Here is a 17,549-nt window from a genome sequence, read left to right as displayed (position 1 = left end):
CAGGAGCTACGCAATGACTCGAAGACTCAGGCTCGGGATGGTCGGCGGCGGCGAGGGGGCATTCATCGGCGCCGTGCATCGCATCGCGGCTCGTCTTGACGATGGTTTCGAACTCGTCGCGGGCGCACTGTCGTCCGATGCGGCGCGCGCGCAGTCGAGCGCCGAGGCGCTCGGCCTCGCGCGCAGCTACGCCCACTGGCGCGAGATGGCGAGCGTGGAAGGCGCGCGCGAGGATGGCATCGACGCGGTGGCCATCGTCACGCCGAACCATCTGCACGCGCCGGTGGCGCATGCGTTCATGGAGGCGGGCATTCACGTGATCTGCGACAAGCCGCTCGCGGTCTCGCTCGGCGAGGGCGAAGCGCTCGCGCAACACGCGCGCGACGCGAATCTCGTGTTCGCGCTCACGCATACGTATTCGGGTTATCCGCTCGCGCGGCATGCACGTGAGCTGGTCGAGGCGGGTGAGATCGGCGAGGTGCGCATCGTGCAGGTCGAGTACGCGCAGGACTGGCTCGCCAATCCCGTCGAGCGCGGTGGCGCAAACCGTCAGGCCGCGTGGCGCACCGATCCGGCGCTCGCGGGGCCGGCGGGCTGTCTGGGCGACATCGGCACGCATGCCTATCAGCTGGCGGCGTTCGTGAGCGCTCTCGTGCCGGAATCGCTCGCTGCCGACGTGCATACCTTCGTGCCGGGCCGCCGCGTGGACGATCATGTGCAGGCCATGCTGCGCTACGCCAACGGCGCGCGCGGCATGCTGTGGGCGAGCCAGGTGGCGAGCGGCGCGGAGAACGCGTTGCGGCTGCGCGTGTATGGCACGAAGGCGGGCCTCGCGTTCGATCAGGAGGAGCCGAACGTGCTGTGGTTCACGCCGCAGGGCGGCGAGGCGCAGCGGCTCACGCGCGGCCGCGTGACGGGGGCCGCCGCACGGCACGCGACGCGCGTGCCGCCGGGGCATCCGGAAGGCTATCTGGAGGCGTTCGCGCAGCTCTATCGCGACGCCGCCGCGCAGATCCTGGCGCGCGAGGCCGGCGAGCCTGCGCCACCCGCAACCCGGCTACTGACGACGGTCGACGACGGCGTGGAGGGACTGCGCTTCATCGAGGCCGTGCTGGCAAGCAGCGCAGCGGACGGTGCCTGGCGCAGTATCGTGCGGCCGTGACTGGCCACGCGGATGAATTGAGCGAAGCGGCTATTGCCCCAGATACACGAACTTGCCCCCGCGTACCGTGCCCATCACGCTCGCGCGCTGGTCGAGGCCCACGTGGTCCGTTGGGCTTGTGTTCACCATGCCGTTGGGCACGACCACTTCGTGCGCGTGCTCCAGCTCGCTGCGCAACGCCACGCGGAACGCCTCGGTGCCCGGCTGCGCGGTCTTGAGCGCGCGCGTAACCGCGTCCTGCAAGCGCGGGTACACGCCAGCCGCGTCGCCTGCGAATTGCGTGACCGAGCCGGGGCCGTACTTTGCCTCGTAGGCATCGACGAAGGCGAGCGCCGCCTTTTGCGCCGGCTGGTCGGCGGGCAGCGTGCGCGCCACCACCACGGGCTGGGTCGGGAACAGGGTGCCTTCCACGTCCTTGCCGCCCAGCTTGATGAATTCAGGCGTGGCGATGCCGTGCGTCTGGTAAATCGGCCCCTTGTAGCCGCGCTCGATCAACGTGCGTTGCGGCAGCACGGTCGGCGTGCCTGCGCCGGCAATCAGCATGGCGTCCGGTCTGGCCGCCATCAGCTTGAGAATCTGGCCCGTCACGCTGGCGTCGGTGCGGTTGTAGCGCTCGGTCGCCACGATCTGGATGTTGCGTTCCTTCGCGTACTTCGTGAATTCGTTGAGCCAGCTGTCGCCGTAGCTATCCGCGAAGCCGATGAAGCCCACGCTCTTCACCCCGTGCGCGGCCATGTAGCGCGTCATGACGTCGGCCATGGCGGCATCGGTCTGCGCCATCTTGAAGGCCCACACGCGCGCGCCCTGCTGTGGCTCGACCACCGAGCCCGAGCCGACCAGCGTGATCATCGGCGTCCTGCTTTCCGCCACCGGGTCGAGCGCCGCGAGCGCCGCTGGTGTGATATTCGGCCCGACGATCACGTCCACGTGATCTTCGTTGATGAGCTTGTGGATGTTGCGCACGGCGGCGCCCGGGTCCGAGCCGTCGTCGAGCACGATGTAGTCGGCCTTCTGGCCTGCGATCGTCTCGGGCCACATCAGCATGGCGTTCTTGCTCGTGATGCCGATGACGGCAGCGGGCCCCGTGCTCGAAAGGTCGATGCCTACCTTGATGTCGGCGTGCGCAGCCGGAGCGAAAGTGGCGGCGCCAAGCGCGGCAGCCGCGGCGAGCGGGCGCAAAAGCGTGGACAGCTTCATCCGTTGAGTCTCCAGGCGAAAATTGAAGTTGTTTTGATGCGGTTTTTTGTCTGCTTGTTGTTTCTTCCGGCACCAGCGCGAGACGCTACAGCTCGTAACTCTCGTGTTCGCCCTTGAGCGCCTGCTCGATGAGCTTGCGATTCAGGCTCGGCGAAAGCAGCTCGACGAGCGTATACACATAGCTGCGCAGGTAAGCGCCCTGCTTGAGCGCGACGCGCGTGACGTTGCTGCCGAACAGATGCCCCACGGGCAGCGCGCGCAGGTGCCGGTCGCGCTCGGCGTTGAAGGCGATGTCGGCCATGATCCCGACGCCGAGGCCCAGCTCCACGTAGGTTTTGATCACGTCGGCGTCGATGGCTTCCAGCACGATGTCGGGCGAGAGGGCGCGCAGGCGAAACGCGTCGTTGATCTTGGTACGCCCGGCGAAGGCATTGTCGTAGGTGATCAGCGGATATTGGGCCAGATCGTCGAGCGAAAGCGGCTTGCGCTCGAGCAGCGGGTGGTCAGGCAGCATCACCGCCACGTGATGCCACGTGAAGCAGGGCAGCGACACCAGTTCCTTGTAACCGGAGATGGCCTCGGTCGCGATGCAAAGATCGGCCTGGTCATGGAGCACCATTTCCGCGACCTGGGTGGGGCTGCCTTGCAGGATCGAGAGGTGCACCTTCGGAAAGCGCCGCTTGAACTCGGCGATGGCGGCGGGCAGCGAGTAGCGCGCCTGCGTATGCGTGGCCGCGATGATGAGATTGCCCTGGTCCTGCGCCGCGTAGTCCTTGCCCACGCGTTTCAGGCTCTCCACTTCCTGCAGAATGCGCTCCACCGAGGCGAGGATGATCCGGCCCGGCTCCGTGAGCGAGCGCACGCGCTTGCCGTGGCGGGTAAAGATTTCGACCCCAAGTTCGTCCTCCAGCTCAATGATCGCCTTCGAGACACCCGGCTGGCTTGTATACAGTGCCTTTGCCGCTTCCGTGAGGTTGAAATTCTGGCGTACAGCCTCGCGGACGAAGCGGAACTGGTGCAGGTTCATAGATAACCCTTATAACCTGTTTGCATATCGACCTGATTTTTGAGTCGTTTGAAATATAAGGCGAGTTTATTACCATTCCTCCAACTTTTCCAATATGGATATCTGTTTTGGTCATTAGCAAATGACCGGCGCGTTTGAAGGCGCGGCCGCCTCGAGAGAGGCAAGACAGAGCGGAAAGCGCGAAGTCGAGAAGTCGGAGCGCGGCGTAACCGGAACGCCGCGATTGAACCAACCCTGGGGTCCCCGAATGTACCAATACGATCAGTACGACCAGACCATCGTCGACGAACGCGTCGCGCAATACAGCGACCAGGTTCGCCGCCGCCTGTCGGGCGAATTGAGCGAAGAAGAGTTCCGTCCGCTGCGCCTGCAAAACGGCCTGTACTACCAGCGCCACGCCTACATGCACCGTATCGCGATTCCGTACGGCAATCTGCGCAGCGACCAGCTCCGCATGCTCGGCACGATCGCGCGCGAGCACGACCGGGGCTACGGTCACTTCTCGACGCGCTCGAACATCCAGTACAACTGGATCAAGCTCGAAGAAACGCCGGAAATCCTGCGCAAGCTGGCCTCCGTGCAGATGCACGGCATCCAGACTTCGGGCAACTGCATCCGCAACATCACCGCCGACCAGTTCGCGGGGGTCGCGCCCGACGAGATCGTCGATCCGCGCCCGTGGTCCGAAATCCTGCGCCAGTGGTCGACGTTCCACCCCGAATTCGCGTGGCTGCCGCGCAAGTTCAAGATCGCCGTTTCCGGCACGAAGGAAGACCGCGCCGCCGTGCAGATTCACGATCTGGGCGTCTACCTCGACCGTAACGAGAAGGGCGAAATCGTCGCGAGCATCCTCGCGGGCGGCGGCCTTGGCCGCACGCCGATCGTGGGCGCCATCATCAAGCGCGACCTGCCGTGGCAGCACCTGCTGACCTACTGCGAAGCCGTGCTGCGCGTGTACAACCGCTATGGCCGCCGCGACAACATGTACAAGGCGCGCATCAAGATTCTCGTCAAGGCGCTCTCGCCGGCGAAGTTCGCCGAGCAGGTCGAAGAAGAGTGGCAGCACCTGAAGGACGGCCCCTCGACGCTCACGCAGGAAGAAGTCGACCGCGTCTCGCAGTACTTCGTGCCGCCGGCGTATGAAAAGATCGCGGACACGGATACGTCGTACGAAAAGCATCTGCTGGAAAACCGCGCATTCGCGCGCTGGGTCGAGCGCAACGTGCGCCCGCACCGCGTGCCGGGCTATTCGTCGGTCACGCTCTCGCTCAAGCCGCGCAACATCGCGCCGGGCGACGCCACCGACGCGCAGATGGAAGCCGTGGCCGACTGGGCCGACGAGTACTCGTTCGGCCAGATCCGCGTCTCGCACGAGCAGAACCTGATCCTCGCCGACGTCAAGAAGCGCGACCTGTTCGCGCTGTGGGAAAAGGCCAGGGCGCAAGGTTTCGCGACCGCAAACATCGGCCTCCTGACCGACATCATCGCGTGCCCGGGCGGCGACTTCTGCTCGCTCGCCAATGCGAAGTCGATCCCCATCGCGCTGGCCATTCAGGAGCGTTTCGACAACCTCGATTTCGTCTACGACCTGGGCGACCTGTCGCTCAATATCTCGGGTTGCATGAACTCGTGCGGTCACCACCACGTCGGCAACATCGGCATTCTGGGCGTCGATAAGGACGGTTCGGAGTGGTACCAGGTGTCGCTCGGCGGCGAGCAGGGCAACGGCGCGCGCCTTGGCCGCGTGATCGGACCGTCGTTCTCGGCGGAAGAGATGCCCGACGTGATCCAGAAGGTGGTCGACACGTTCGTCGAGCTGCGCATCGACGGCGAGCGTTTCATCGACACGTACGACCGACTCGGCATCGCGCCCTTCAAGGAGCGCGTGTACGCATCGCGCCAGCCGGCCCACGCTTAAAGCACGCAACGAGACTACGAGATTCGAGCAATGGCATTGATCATCAAAAAACGCGAGATCGTTGAAGACAACTGGCAAGTCGTGCGTGCGGCCGAAGACGGCGCATTGCCCGAGGTTGCCGGATTGCCCGCAGGCAAGGTTTTGGTGCCGCTCGCTTACTGGCAAGCGCAGCGTGATGCGCTGGTCGCTTCGCGCGGCAAGGACGAACTCGGCGTGTGGCTCGCGCCGGACAGCGAACCGGCCGATATCGCCGGCGACTTCGACAAGCTCGCGCTGATCGGCGTGGACTTCCCCGTGTTCCGCGATGGCCGCGGCTTCTCTATCGGCCGCCTGTTGCGCGAGCGCTATGGCTACCAGGGCGAACTGCGCGCGATCGGCGACGTGTTGCGCGACCAGCTGCGCTTTCACGAGCGCTGCGGCTTCGATGCGTTCGCCGTGCGCGCCGACAAGGACATCCACGACGCGCTCAAGGCGTTCACCGAGTTCACGGTGCAATACCAGGGCGCGTTCGACGAGCCGTCGCCGCTGTTCCGCCGCCGTCTGGCTCAACAAGCGCAGCAAGGTTCGGCGGCATGAGCACCGTCGCGAACGAAATCACGGCTGACCTGCAGGCGAAGATCGAGCGCCTCGACGCGCTGCTCGATTCGATCGCGGCGCGTCACGCCAACGTGAAGCTGGCCAGCAGCCTCGCAGCCGAAGACATGCTGCTCACGCACGCGATTCTTTCGCGCGGTGTGAAAATCGGCGTCTTCTCGCTGAACACGGGCCGCCTGCATGCGGAAACGCTCGGCATGCTCGACGTGGTGCGCGAGCGCTACGGCTACGAGATCGAGCAGTTTCATCCGCAACAGGATGCCGTGGACGAATATGTCGCCCAGCACGGGCTGAATGCGTTTTACGAGAGCATCGATCTTCGCAAGCGCTGCTGCGAGATCCGCAAGGTCGAGCCGCTGAACCGTGCGCTTTCGGGCGTTTCCGCCTGGGTCACAGGCCAGCGCCGCGAGCAGTCGGTCACGCGCGCGGAACTGCACGAGGAAGAACGCGACGAAGCGCGCAACATCGGCAAGTTCAATCCGCTCGCGGACTGGACCGAAGCCGATGTGTGGGCCTATCTGCGCGCCTTTGAGGTGCCGGTGAACCCGCTGCACGCGCGCGGCTACCCGAGCATCGGCTGCGAGCCCTGCACGCGCGCGATCCGTCCCGGCGAAGACAGCCGCGCGGGCCGCTGGTGGTGGGAATCGCGCGACACGAAGGAATGTGGCTTGCACATCACGTCCGTGTCAGCCATTCCGGTCGTCGAAGTGTCGCCCGAAGTGTCGTCAATCGGCCAGGCGAACTAAGATTGAAGTTTGTCGCGCCGTCGTGAAGACTGGCGTGCTACTGAACACCGAGTACTGCGTGCCCCGTAAAAAGCGCGCGAATAAACGAAGGATCCGAACATGAGCACCACGCTCGACTCAGCAGTGAACGCACCGCTCCAGGTCACGGCGAACCGCATGGACCATCTCGACTGGCTCGAAGCCGAGTCGATCCATATCCTGCGTGAACTCGTCGCCGAATGCAGCAAGCCCGCGCTGCTGTTCTCGGGCGGCAAGGACTCGGTCGTCGTGCTGGCGCTCGCACTCAAGGCGTTCGGCCTCGGTGCGAACCGCAAGACCGCGCTGCCGTTCCCGCTCGTGCACATCGACACGGGCCACAACTACGAAGAAGTGATCGACTTCCGCGATCGCCGCGCCGCCGAAATCGGCGCGGAGCTCGTGGTCGGTCACGTGGAAGATTCGATCAAGCGCGGCACCGTGCGCCTGCGTCGCGAAACCGATTCGCGCAACGCCGCGCAAGCGGTCACGCTGCTCGAAACCATCGAGCAATACGGCTACACGGCGATGATCGGCGGCGCGCGCCGCGACGAAGAGAAGGCCCGCGCGAAGGAGCGCATCTTCTCGTTCCGCGACGAATTCGGCCAGTGGGATCCGAAGGCGCAGCGCCCGGAACTCTGGAGCCTGTACAACGCGCGCCTGCACAAGGGCGAGCACCTGCGCGTGTTCCCGATTTCGAACTGGACGGAACTGGACGTGTGGCAATACATCGAGCGCGAGAAGCTCGAACTGCCGTCGATCTACTATGCGCACCAGCGCGAGATCGTGCGCCGCAACGGCCTGCTCGTGCCGGTCACGCCGCTCACGCCGATGAAGGAAGGCGAAGTCAGCGAAATGGCGCAGGTGCGCTTTCGCACCGTGGGCGACATCAGCTGCACGTGCCCGGTGGCGAGCGATGCCGACGACGTCGAGAAGATCATCGCCGAAACGGCCGTGACCGAGATCACGGAACGTGGCGCGACGCGCATGGACGACCAGGCGTCGGAAGCCGCGATGGAACAGCGCAAGAAGCAAGGTTATTTCTAAAGAGCACGCAGAGGAAAGATTAGACATGGTTACGACGCATCAACCTGAAGACCTCGGCGTGCTGCGCTTCATCACGGCGGGAAGCGTGGACGACGGCAAGAGCACGCTGATCGGCCGCCTGCTGTACGACAGCAAGGCTGTTTTGAGCGATCAACTTTCTGCGCTTTCGCGTGCGAAGAACAAGCGCACGGTGGGCGACGAGATCGACCTGTCGCTGCTCACCGACGGCCTCGAAGCCGAGCGCGAGCAGGGCATTACGATCGACGTGGCGTACCGTTACTTCGCCACGGCCAAGCGCAAGTTCATCATCGCCGACACGCCGGGCCACGAGCAGTACACGCGCAACATGGTCACGGGCGCTTCGACGGCGCACGCCGCGATCATCCTGATCGACCCGACGCGTGTGACGGTCGAGAACGGCGTGACGCAACTGCTGCCGCAAACCAAGCGCCATAGCGCGATCGTCAAGCTGCTGGGCCTGCAGCACGTGATCGTTGCGATCAACAAGATGGATCTGGTCGATTACAGCGAAGCGACCTTCGACCTGATCCGCGACGCGTACGTCGTGCTCGCGCGCCAGCTCGGCATCGATAACGTGCGCTTCGTGCCGGTTTCGGCGCTCAAGGGCGACAACATCGTCGCCGCGAGCGAGCGTATGCCGTGGTACGCGGGCGAGCCGCTCCTCGACGTGCTCGAGCAACTGCCGGTCGCGCAAGCGACGGGCGATGCGCTGCGCTTCCCGGTGCAGTGGGTCGCGCGCCAGGACGGTTCCAGCGCCGACGACTTCCGCGGCTATATGGGCCGCGTCGAAGCGGGCGAAGTGAAGGTCGGCGACGCCATCTCGGTGCTGCCGGCTGGCCGCAGTGCAACGGTCGCCGAAATCATCGCGCCGGTGCCTGGCGGCACGGCGCAGGTCGACCGCGCGTTCGTGGGCCAGACCGTCACGATCCGTCTCTCGGAAGACGTCGACGTCTCGCGCGGCGACACCTTCGTGCCGGCGTCGGACAGCGCACAGCCCGCGAAGAAGCTCGAAGCGGACCTCTGCTGGTTCGACGACGAGCCGCTCTCGACGCAGCGCAAGTACCTGCTCAAGCAGACCACGAGCACGGTGTTCGCGAAGATCGGCGCGGTCAAGCAGGTGCTCGACGTGCACACGCTCTCGCACGCCACTGACCGCCACGAACTCGCGATGAACGATATCGGCCGCGTGGCGCTCTCGCTGCAAAAGCCGCTCGCCTGCGACCTGTATGATGCGAATCCTGGCACCGGCGCGTTCGTGCTGATCGACGAGGCGACGCATCACACGGTGGCCGCGGGCATGATCCGCGCGTTTTCGGCGTAAAGCGCTGCGCAAGGTTGCGGCCGCGCGCGGTCGCAACAATGGATTCGAAGCAAATGGGCAAGGTATATCTGATCGGCGCGGGACCGGGCGCGGCGGACCTCATCACGGTGCGCGGCGCACGGCTGCTCGCGAGCGCTGACGTCGTGCTGCACGACGCGCTCGTCGAGCCCGCCATGCTCGAGTACGCGCCGCAAACCGCGAAGTTCATCGCGGTCGGCAAGCGCTGTGGGCAGCGCTCCACGGCGCAGCACTTCATCAACAAGCAACTCGTCGATGCGGCGCGCGAGCACGCGGTGGTCGTGCGTCTGAAGGGCGGCGACCCGATGCTGTTCGGCCGTGCCGACGAGGAAATGCGCGCGCTCGAAGCGGCGGGCATCGAGTTCGAAGTCGTGCCGGGCATCACGGCAGCGTTGGCAAGTGCGGCTACGCTGCAACGCTCGCTCACGCTGCGCGGCGTGGCGCGCAGCGTCGCGCTCGCCACGTATTCGCGCGCGGCGGACAGCGAGGAGATTCGCGAGCGGGTCAACGCCGATTCGCTCGTGTTCTACATGGGCCGCGACAGCGCGCCCGAGATCGCGCGCCAGCTCATCGAGGCGGGCCGCGCGGGCGCCACGCCGGTGGCGATCGTCGAAGCTTGCAGCACCGCGCGCGAGCGCACGCTCACGCTGACGCTGGCAGGTCTCGCAGCAGGTGAGGCGCAGGAATGGCTCGACCCGGCGCAGCCGAGCCTGCTCATGATCGGCGATGCGTTCGCCGAACGCTCAGGGCAGGCGCAACGCGAGGATGAAGCGCAGGACGACCATCGAGGCCGTCGCGCCGCGGCATAAGCGCCACGCGAAATAGACTAAGAAAGCAAAACGGGCTCGCTGAAAAGCGAGCCCGTTTTTATGCGTGAGCGGTTTTAGTCGCGTTCGTTGTCGATGCAGTACCGCACGATCGCATCGAGCACCGCATCGTCCTCGCCGACGGCGCCCGCACAACGCAGGTGCACACCAGGATGCTCGCTCTGGCATTGCGCGATCAGCGCGGGCAGATCGCGGCGCACGTGGCCGCCCTGGCCAAAGAACACCGGCACGACCGTGATCGTGTCGCAGCCTGCCGCGGCCTGCCCGGCGATGGCATCAGGCAGGCTCGGTGTCATGAGTTCGAGAAAGGCGAGGCCCACCGGACCCGCATCGCCGCGCGCGGCGGCGAGCTTCGCGGCCAGGCGCTGAAACGGCTCTTGCCAGCGCGCGTCGCGCGCGCCGTGGCCGAAGAGAATCATGCCGTGCGTGCCCATGCTGGCGAGCCTGTGAGAGTTAGCGGCCGAACGCTTCCGGCATCAATGCCGGTCGACCCATCTGAGTCCGATCAGCCCAACCACGAGGTAGATGAGCCCTGGTGTCGCCGCTGTGAGCGGCGCGGGCCAGGTGTTCAGTGTACCCACGTGCGAGAACAGCGTATTGACGAGCTGGAAGCTCATGCCGAGCATGATCCCGCCAAACACCTTCATGCCCACCACGCCGGCGCGCGTGTGCAGATACGCGAACGGCAGCGAGAGCACGAGCATCACGAACACGGCGAACGGGTAGAGCAGCTTGCGCCAGAACGCAATCTGGTAGCGCTGCGCGTCCTGATGGTTCTCGGTTAGATGCTGGATGTAGCGGAACAGGTTGAACATCGACATCCGGTCGGGCGAAACGAGCAGCACCGAGAGAATGTTCGGCGTGAGTTCCGAGCGCAGCGAATATTCGGGCGCCGAGGTCTGCTGCGCGCGATAGATCGGATTGAGCGCATCGACCGGCTGGTTCTGCGGCGGCGGCACGCCGATCAGTTGCGTATCGGTCACGTCCTTGAGCAGCCAGTGACCCGGCGGCTGGAACGTGCCGCTCTTCGCGAGCCGCACGTTGGAGAGCCGGAACTGCGAATCGAATTCGTAGATGCGCACGTTCGTGATGGTCGCGTCGGGCAGCAGTTCGCCGACGTTCACGAAGCGCGTGACCTGCTCGCCGTCGGCACGCGCGGTGAGCGTGTCCTTCACCCACACACCCGACTGGAAGTTGCTCGACACGGCCGAGCCCAACGCCTCGAGACGCACGCGCTCGGAGAGCTGATCGGTGTAAGGGCCGACGACTTCGCCGATCAAGTAGGTGAGCAGCACGAGCGGCACGCCGATCTTGAGCAGCGAGCGCAGCGCCTGGTTCGTGGCGAGACCCGACACACGAAAGATCGTGTACTCGGAATTCGCGGCCATTTGCGCGAACACGTAGATCGCGGCGATGAGCGCTGCGACCGGGATGATCTCGTAGAGCCGCGAGGGCGCCTGGAGCGCCACGCGCAGCACCGCGTACTGGAATTTGTAGTTGCCGTGGCCGACCGAGTTCAGCTCGTTGATGAGGTCGAAGAAGAAGAACAGGCCGGAGAAGGCGAACAGAATGAAGATGAACGCCAGGTAGACCTGGCGAGCGAAGTATTTTTCGTAGATGCGCATTGTTCAGTTTCCCTCTCAGTTTCCAGGAGAGGCGCGCCGGAACATCGCACGTGTAAAGAGCGGCCGGTTGCGCACGCGTATCCAGAAGATGAACACGACGAGCGCGAGCACCACTGCGTGCAGCAAGACGAGACCGACGCCGAAGGGCATCTTGCCTTGCTCGATCTGCGACTGCACGACGTTGAGCAGGTTCGAATAAGTGAGGTAGATCAGCACCGCCATCACGAGATTGATCGTGCGGCTGCGGCGCGGGTTCTGGTACGCAAGCGGAATGCCGAGCAGCATCAGGTTGATCGCGATGAGCGGCAGGCCGGCGCGCCAGGCGAGTTCGCCCAGGTTGTCGTTGGTCGGGTGGCGCAGGAGGCCCGGCGTGGACGTGGTGCTCGCCGAGGGCGTGTTCACCAGCGGCTGGCTCGTGATCTTCACGCCATAACGCTGGAACTCGCTGATGCGAAAGTCCGGGTGGCCAGGCTCGCCGTCGTAGCGGCGGCCGTTTTCGAGCACGACGAAGCGGTCGCCGCTCTTCATGGTTTCGGTGTGGCCCGTCTTCGAGACGATCACGCTCACCTTGCCGTTTTCCGTGCTCGTGACGAACACGTTCTCCACGCGCCCCTGGTCGGGGCTCATGCTCTCGATGAAGAACACGCGGTGCGTGGTGGGCGATTCGCGGAACTGGCCGGGAGCCAGCAGCGAGACTTCATCGCGCTGCTGGAAGCGCGCGCGAATGAGCTTGCTTTGCGCATTCGACCACGGCCAGCCGATGAACGCGAAGAACACGATGAGCAGGATGATCGGCGCGGCAAAGGTGGCGACCGGTTTGATCAGGCGCGTGAGGCTCACCCCGGAGGAGAGCCACACGACCATTTCGGAATCCTTGTACCAGCGCGTGAGGACAAACAGGATCGACACGAAGAGCGTGACGATGAGCATGACGGCCATGTAGCCGATCACGGTGAGTCCGATCAGCACCAGCACGTCGCGCGGGTCGATCTGACCGGACGCGGCGAAGCCGACGATGCGGATCATCATCGTCGTCAGCATGATCGTGAGCAGAACCATGAACACGGCGCCGGCCGTGTACGCGAGTTCGCGCTGCAGGGAACGTTCGAAGATCATTCTCGATGGGCAGGGCGGGCGGACCGTGCCGGGAGGCGCGCAGCTCGCGCAACCGCCCAGGAGCCGCCGCGGGAAAAATAGCGGATAATTGCGGCTTTCATCCTAAGCCCTGATTTTATCCGAGGACAAGCGCGATGGACTTTAGCATAAAAGCCTGTGACTGGAGCAAAGGCGGGGACGGCCCCTTCCTGACTGGCAAGTCGGATTGTGTCGTAGTCGGCGTGTTCGAGGCGCAAACCCTTTCGGGCGCGGCGTTCGCGATCGACAGCGCCATTGGCGGCGCAATCGCGCGCGTCGTCAAGGCCGGCGACATCGACGGCAAGGCAGGCTCCACGCTGTTCCTGCCGGAAGTGAGCGGTATCGGCGCCTCGCGCGTGCTGCTCGTCGGTCTCGGCAAGCAGGACGCGTTCGGCCAGAAGGCTTACGGCGACGCGGTCAAGGCCGCCTGGCGCGCGATCCTCGGCACGAAAATCGCACAGGTCACCTTCACGCTCGCGCAATTGCCGGTGAAGGAGCGCGCGGGCGACTGGGGCGTGCGCACCGCGATTCTCGCGCTGCGCAACGAGACCTATCGCTTCACGCAGATGAAGAGCAAGCCCGACGTCTCGCAGCGGGCCCTCAAGCGCGTGGTCTTCAGCATCGACGCTGCCGACGAGAAGGCCGCGAAGGTTGCGGCGAAGCAGTCTGTCGCGCTCGCCAACGGCATGGACCTCACGCGCGACCTCGGCAATCTGCCGGGCAACGTCTGCACGCCGACCTATCTCGCGGCCACGGCCAAGAAGCTCGCGCGCGACTGGAAGCTCAAGGTCGAGGTGCTCGGCCAGCGCCAGATCGAAACGCTCAAGATGGGTTCGTTTCTTTCCGTAACAAAGGGCTCGGTCGAGCCACCGCAGTTCATCGTGCTGCACTATCAGGGCGCAAGCGTCAAGGCCGCGCCCATCGTGCTGGTCGGCAAGGGCATCACGTTCGATACGGGCGGCATTTCGCTCAAGCCGGGCGAAGGCATGGACGAGATGAAGTACGACATGTGCGGCGCGGGCTCGGTGCTCGGCACGATCCGCGCGGTCGCCGAAATGGGGCTCAAGCTCAACGTGATCGGCATCATCCCGACCTGCGAGAACATGCCCGCCGGCAACGCCACGAAGCCGGGTGACATCGTCACGACGATGGCGGGCCTCACGGTCGAAGTGCTCAACACCGACGCAGAAGGCCGCCTGATCCTGTGCGACGCGCTCACCTATGCCGAGCGCTTCAAGCCGGCCGCGGTGGTCGACATCGCCACGCTCACGGGCGCTTGCATCATCGCGCTCGGCCATCACAACAGCGGCCTTTTCTCGAAGGACGACGCACTCGCGGGCGAAATGCTCGACGCTTCGCGCGAAGCGAACGATCCGGCCTGGCGCCTGCCGCTCGACGACGAGTATCAGGACCAGCTCAAGTCGAACTTTGCCGACCTCGCCAACATCGGCGGGCGTCCGGCGGGTAGCGTGACCGCGGCGTGCTTCCTCTCGCGTTTCACCGAAAACTACCCGTGGGCGCACCTCGACATCGCGGGCACGGCGTGGAAGAGCGGCGCGGCTAAGGGTGCAACGGGCCGTCCGGTGCCGCTGCTCGCCCAGTTCTTGATCGATCGCGCGGCGCAATGAGGGCAGGTATGGCGATTGCTGCGCACCTAACGGTGTGTAAAGTGGTGGGGGCATGACGCGCATCGATTTCCACACGAACGTCGGCGACTCGCTGCTGTATGCGTGCCGCCTCGCGCGCAAGGCGTATCAGGCGGGCCAGCAGGCGGTCGTGCTGGCCGAGCCTGCGCGCCTGCGCGCGTTCGACGAAATGTTGTGGACCTTTTCGCCGCTCGACTTCGTGCCGCACTGCATGGCCGAAAGCCCGCACGCGGGCGAATCGCCCATCGTGCTGGCAACAGATCTCGAGCGTGCGCCGCATCATCGTGTGCTGCTCAATCTCGGCGCGGAAGTCCCCCCTCAGTTCGCACGCTTCGAGCGCCTGCTCGAAGTGGTTGGCGATGCGCCCGACGAACTCGCGTCGGGCCGGGAGCGCTATCGTTTCTACCGCGACCGCGGTTACGCGCTCAACAACTACAAGCAGGGCGGCTAAGGCCGGACGCGAGAGGCGTACCGGCGCGAGGCCGACTGCCCCGATCGATGGAGGTAGACATGTCCGGCATGCACGACTCGGAAGGTGCTGCGATTCCGCTCTTGAACGAGGTGATGGTGGCCGGCAATCCGCTGCGCGCGCACAACGTCGAAGAGGCGAAGAGCGCGACGGCCGCTGCCGTCAAGGCCGCCGTGGCCGAGCGCGAGGAGGGCCTTTTCGCGCACGACGCCGACGCACTCGTCGAGCGCCTGCAAGGCCGTTGCCTGACCTGGCTCACCGGCGAAGGCCGCGCCGTGATCGAGGCGCGCTGCGGCGCCGCGATGCAGGAACATACGAACTGGCTCGTGGGCCAGGTGTCGCGCGAAATCGGTCTCGCGCTCGAAACGGAACTCAAGAACTGGGTGAAGGCCGCCGTGCGCGAAGAGTTGGCGGCGCGCGCGGGGCGACCGCCTTCGGCCTGATTCAGCCGAGTGTGCGGCGAGGGCTCACCCAGCGCCCGCGCCGTCACACCGTCGCCTCACTTGAGCGTGAGGATCCAGTTCGCGAGCTGGGCCGCCTGACCGGGGTTCAGCTGCGTGTTGGCCGGCATCTGCACTGTGCCCCACACGCCGGTGCTGCCTTCCAGAATCTTGTGGGTGAGATAGGTCTGCGCGTCGGGCTTGCCCGCGTACTTCGCGGCGACATCGCGCAGGGCGGGACCCATGAAATTGCGGGTCACCGAATGGCAGCTCATGCAGTTCTGCTGCTGGGCGAGCGCGAGGCCGGTGGGTCCATGCTGCGCGCGGGCCGGGGCTGCCCCGAGTGCGCCGGCAGTGCCGATGGCGAGCGCGGCGGCGAGCGTCGCTGTCTTGTTCTTCGCTTGCGACTTCCGTTTCATACTGGTCTCCGCCAGCGTATGCGCCGGCTGTGTCGTCGCATTATAAAAGCAAAGGGCGCACGTCCTGGACGTGCGCCCTTTGCTTTACTGCGGGTCGAGATTCGAGCGGCGCCTGGCCCTCGCCGGCGCGGCTCAGCCCCGCCTAGCCCGTCACCGCGCCCAGGTTAGCCGGGCGCGCGAGCGCCGCATACTTCGCCATGACACCGCGTGTGTAGCGCGGCGCGGGCTGCTTCCACGCCGCGCGCCGGCGCGCGAGTTCGGCGTCGTCCACGTTCAGTTGCAGCAGGAGCGTGTGAGCGTCGATGGTGATCGAGTCGCCTTCCTGCACGAGCGCGATCGTGCCGCCTTCAAACGCTTCCGGCGCGACGTGGCCCACCACCATGCCCCAGGTGCCGCCCGAGAAGCGCCCATCGGTGATGAGCCCAACCGTCTCCCCAAGTCCCTTGCCGATGATCGCCGAAGTCGGCGCGAGCATTTCCGGCATGCCGGGCCCGCCCTTCGGGCCGAGGTAGCGCAGCACGACCACGTCGCCTGCCTTGATCTTGTCTGCGAGGATGGCGTCCATCGCGCTCTGCTCGTCGTCGAATACGCGCGCGGGGCCCGTGATGACCGGATTCTTCAGGCCCGTGATCTTGGCGACGGCGCCCTCGGTCGCGAGGTTGCCCCTGAGGATCGCCAGATGGCCTTCCTTGTACAGCGCCTGGCTGATGGGGAAGATCACCTTCTGGTCCGCGCGCGGCGTGGACGGCACGTCCTTGAGTTCTTCCGCGATGGTCTTGCCGGTGATGGTGATGCAGTCGCCATGCAGGAGGCCCGCGTCGAGCAGGATCTTGAGCACCTGCGGAATGCCGCCGGCCTCGTGCAGGTCGGTCGCGACGTACTGGCCCGAAGGCTTCAGGTCGCAGATCACCGGCACCTTCTTGCGCATGCGCTCGAAGTCGTCGATGGTCCATTCGATTTCCGCGGCATGCGCGATGGCGAGATAGTGCAGCACGGCGTTGGTCGAGCCGCCAGTCGCCATGATGAGCGCCACGGCGTTCTCGATCGACTTCTTCGTGATGATGTCGCGCGGCTTGAGGTCCTGCTTGACGGCCTCGACCAGCACGCGCGCCGATTCCGCCGCCGAGTCGACTTTCTCCTCGTCGGGGTTGGCCATCGTCGACGAATACATGAGCGACATGCCGAGCGCCTCGAACGACGAGCTCATCGTGTTCGCGGTGTACATGCCGCCGCAAGAACCCGTGGAGGGGCAGGCGTTTTTCTCGACGCCTTCGAAATCTTCTTCGGTCATGCGCCCCGCGGTGAATTCGCCCACGGCCTCGAACGCCGACACGATGGTGAGCGCACGGCCCTTCCAGTTACCCGGGCGGATCGTGCCGCCATACACGTAGATGCCGGGCACGTTGATGCGCGCGAGCGCGATCATGCCGCCGGGCATGTTCTTGTCGCAGCCGCCAATCACCACCACGCCGTCCATCCACTGGCCTTGCACGCAGGTCTCGATGCAGTCTGCGATGACTTCGCGCGAGACGAGCGAGTACTTCATGCCCTCGGTGCCCATCGACATGCCGTCCGAGATCGTGGGCGTGCCAAAGGTCTGCGGGTTCGCGTCGGCGTGCTTGATGGCGCCGACGGCCGCGTCGGTCAGGCGCTGCAGGCCGGCATTGCACGGCGTAATGGTCGAATGGCCATTGGCGACGCCGATCATCGGCTTATCGAAATCGGCCTTCTCGTAGCCGAGCGCGTAATACATCGAACGGTTGGGCGAACGGGCGACGCCTTGCGTGATGCGCTTCGAACGACGGTTATAGGGCATGGGGACCTCCGGTGGATTTTGTCTCGGACGCCGGGTATGCGTTCTGATGTGGGGAGCGCCGGCCTGTCTATCGAAGCATGCGATTTCGCGAGGACGCTGTCCAATAT

17 protein-coding genes are annotated in these 17,549 nt (G+C 65.2%); 10 read left to right on the top strand and 7 right to left on the bottom strand.

Going from position 1 to position 17,549, the window contains the following annotated elements:
• The first annotated feature begins 13 nt into the window (after nucleotides 1-13).
• Nucleotides 14-1,162, top strand: a complete 1,149-nt coding sequence (locus tag M3I54_RS18315; protein ID WP_254338310.1) for a Gfo/Idh/MocA family protein — start codon at nucleotides 14-16, stop codon at nucleotides 1,160-1,162.
• A gap of 30 nt (nucleotides 1,163-1,192) precedes the next feature.
• Here M3I54_RS18315 and M3I54_RS18310 read toward each other — a convergent pair whose 3' ends face one another.
• On the bottom strand, nucleotides 1,193-2,359 hold the full coding sequence (locus M3I54_RS18310; RefSeq protein ID WP_254338308.1) for an ABC transporter substrate-binding protein: 1,167 nt from the start codon (nucleotides 2,357-2,359) through the stop codon (nucleotides 1,193-1,195).
• Between the two features lie 85 nt (nucleotides 2,360-2,444).
• Nucleotides 2,445-3,386 carry a CysB family HTH-type transcriptional regulator gene (locus M3I54_RS18305; protein WP_201693766.1) on the bottom strand — a complete coding sequence of 314 codons (942 nt, stop codon included), beginning with the start codon at nucleotides 3,384-3,386 and terminating at the stop codon, nucleotides 2,445-2,447.
• A gap of 247 nt (nucleotides 3,387-3,633) precedes the next feature.
• On the opposite strand from M3I54_RS18305, the gene M3I54_RS18300 reads away from it, so the two are divergent.
• From M3I54_RS18300 to cobA, 6 genes are all read left to right on the top strand, one after another.
• On the top strand, nucleotides 3,634-5,304 hold the full coding sequence (locus tag M3I54_RS18300) for a nitrite/sulfite reductase (protein WP_254338306.1): 1,671 nt from the start codon (nucleotides 3,634-3,636) through the stop codon (nucleotides 5,302-5,304).
• Nucleotides 5,305-5,334: 30 nt separating this feature from the next.
• Entirely contained in the window at nucleotides 5,335-5,880 is a 546-nt protein-coding gene (locus M3I54_RS18295) for a DUF934 domain-containing protein (protein ID WP_254338304.1), read from the top strand.
• On the top strand, nucleotides 5,877-6,644 hold the full coding sequence (locus M3I54_RS18290; RefSeq protein ID WP_254338302.1) for a phosphoadenylyl-sulfate reductase: 768 nt from the start codon (nucleotides 5,877-5,879) through the stop codon (nucleotides 6,642-6,644). The genes M3I54_RS18295 and M3I54_RS18290 overlap by 4 nt, the downstream gene beginning before the upstream one ends.
• Before the next feature lie 99 nt (nucleotides 6,645-6,743).
• Nucleotides 6,744-7,706, top strand: coding sequence for a sulfate adenylyltransferase subunit CysD (gene cysD / locus M3I54_RS18285; protein ID WP_254338300.1), 963 nt, complete (start codon nucleotides 6,744-6,746; stop codon nucleotides 7,704-7,706).
• Between the two features lie 25 nt (nucleotides 7,707-7,731).
• Nucleotides 7,732-9,048: a sulfate adenylyltransferase subunit 1 gene (locus M3I54_RS18280; RefSeq protein ID WP_254338298.1), complete on the top strand. Its 1,317-nt coding sequence runs from the start codon at nucleotides 7,732-7,734 to the stop codon at nucleotides 9,046-9,048.
• A 53-nt stretch (nucleotides 9,049-9,101) separates the two neighbouring features.
• Nucleotides 9,102-9,875: a uroporphyrinogen-III C-methyltransferase gene (gene cobA / locus M3I54_RS18275; protein WP_254338296.1), complete on the top strand. Its 774-nt coding sequence runs from the start codon at nucleotides 9,102-9,104 to the stop codon at nucleotides 9,873-9,875.
• A 74-nt stretch (nucleotides 9,876-9,949) separates the two neighbouring features.
• Here the strand turns inward: cobA and M3I54_RS18270 are convergent, their stop codons facing one another.
• From M3I54_RS18270 to lptF, 3 genes are read right to left on the bottom strand one after another with little or no spacing between them, the layout of a single operon-like run.
• Entirely contained in the window at nucleotides 9,950-10,327 is a 378-nt protein-coding gene (locus tag M3I54_RS18270; RefSeq protein WP_254338294.1) for a sirohydrochlorin chelatase, read from the bottom strand.
• A 42-nt stretch (nucleotides 10,328-10,369) separates the two neighbouring features.
• Nucleotides 10,370-11,518, bottom strand: coding sequence for an LPS export ABC transporter permease LptG (gene lptG / locus M3I54_RS18265; RefSeq protein WP_254338292.1), 1,149 nt, complete (start codon nucleotides 11,516-11,518; stop codon nucleotides 10,370-10,372).
• 15 nt (nucleotides 11,519-11,533) lie between these two features.
• A complete protein-coding gene (gene lptF / locus M3I54_RS18260; protein ID WP_254338290.1) occupies nucleotides 11,534-12,634 on the bottom strand; it encodes an LPS export ABC transporter permease LptF in 1,101 nt (366 codons plus the stop codon).
• A 134-nt stretch (nucleotides 12,635-12,768) separates the two neighbouring features.
• Between lptF and M3I54_RS18255 the strand changes: the two genes are divergently transcribed.
• Genes M3I54_RS18255 through M3I54_RS18245 form a run of 3 tightly spaced genes read left to right on the top strand, consistent with a single transcriptional unit; the run spans nucleotide 12,769 to nucleotide 15,210 of the window.
• Nucleotides 12,769-14,280: a leucyl aminopeptidase gene (locus M3I54_RS18255; RefSeq protein ID WP_254338288.1), complete on the top strand. Its 1,512-nt coding sequence runs from the start codon at nucleotides 12,769-12,771 to the stop codon at nucleotides 14,278-14,280.
• A 52-nt stretch (nucleotides 14,281-14,332) separates the two neighbouring features.
• Nucleotides 14,333-14,749: a DNA polymerase III subunit chi gene (locus M3I54_RS18250; protein ID WP_254338286.1), complete on the top strand. Its 417-nt coding sequence runs from the start codon at nucleotides 14,333-14,335 to the stop codon at nucleotides 14,747-14,749.
• 59 nt (nucleotides 14,750-14,808) lie between these two features.
• Nucleotides 14,809-15,210, top strand: coding sequence for a DUF2486 family protein (locus M3I54_RS18245; protein ID WP_254338284.1), 402 nt, complete (start codon nucleotides 14,809-14,811; stop codon nucleotides 15,208-15,210).
• 56 nt (nucleotides 15,211-15,266) lie between these two features.
• On the opposite strand, the gene M3I54_RS18240 is transcribed toward M3I54_RS18245, so the two are convergent.
• Both M3I54_RS18240 and ilvD read right to left on the bottom strand, forming a co-directional pair.
• Nucleotides 15,267-15,626 carry a c-type cytochrome gene (locus M3I54_RS18240; protein ID WP_254338282.1) on the bottom strand — a complete coding sequence of 120 codons (360 nt, stop codon included), beginning with the start codon at nucleotides 15,624-15,626 and terminating at the stop codon, nucleotides 15,267-15,269.
• Nucleotides 15,627-15,768: 142 nt separating this feature from the next.
• Nucleotides 15,769-17,442 (bottom strand): dihydroxy-acid dehydratase, encoded by a 1,674-nt coding sequence (gene ilvD, locus M3I54_RS18235; RefSeq protein ID WP_254338280.1) that lies wholly within the window; start codon nucleotides 17,440-17,442, stop codon nucleotides 15,769-15,771.
• Between the last annotated feature and the right edge of the window lie 107 nt (nucleotides 17,443-17,549).

It is taken from the genome of Paraburkholderia sp. CNPSo 3274, assembly GCF_024206475.1.
Lineage (GTDB): Bacteria > Pseudomonadota > Gammaproteobacteria > Burkholderiales > Burkholderiaceae > Paraburkholderia.
This window is presented reverse-complemented; position numbering and strand designations above follow the sequence as displayed.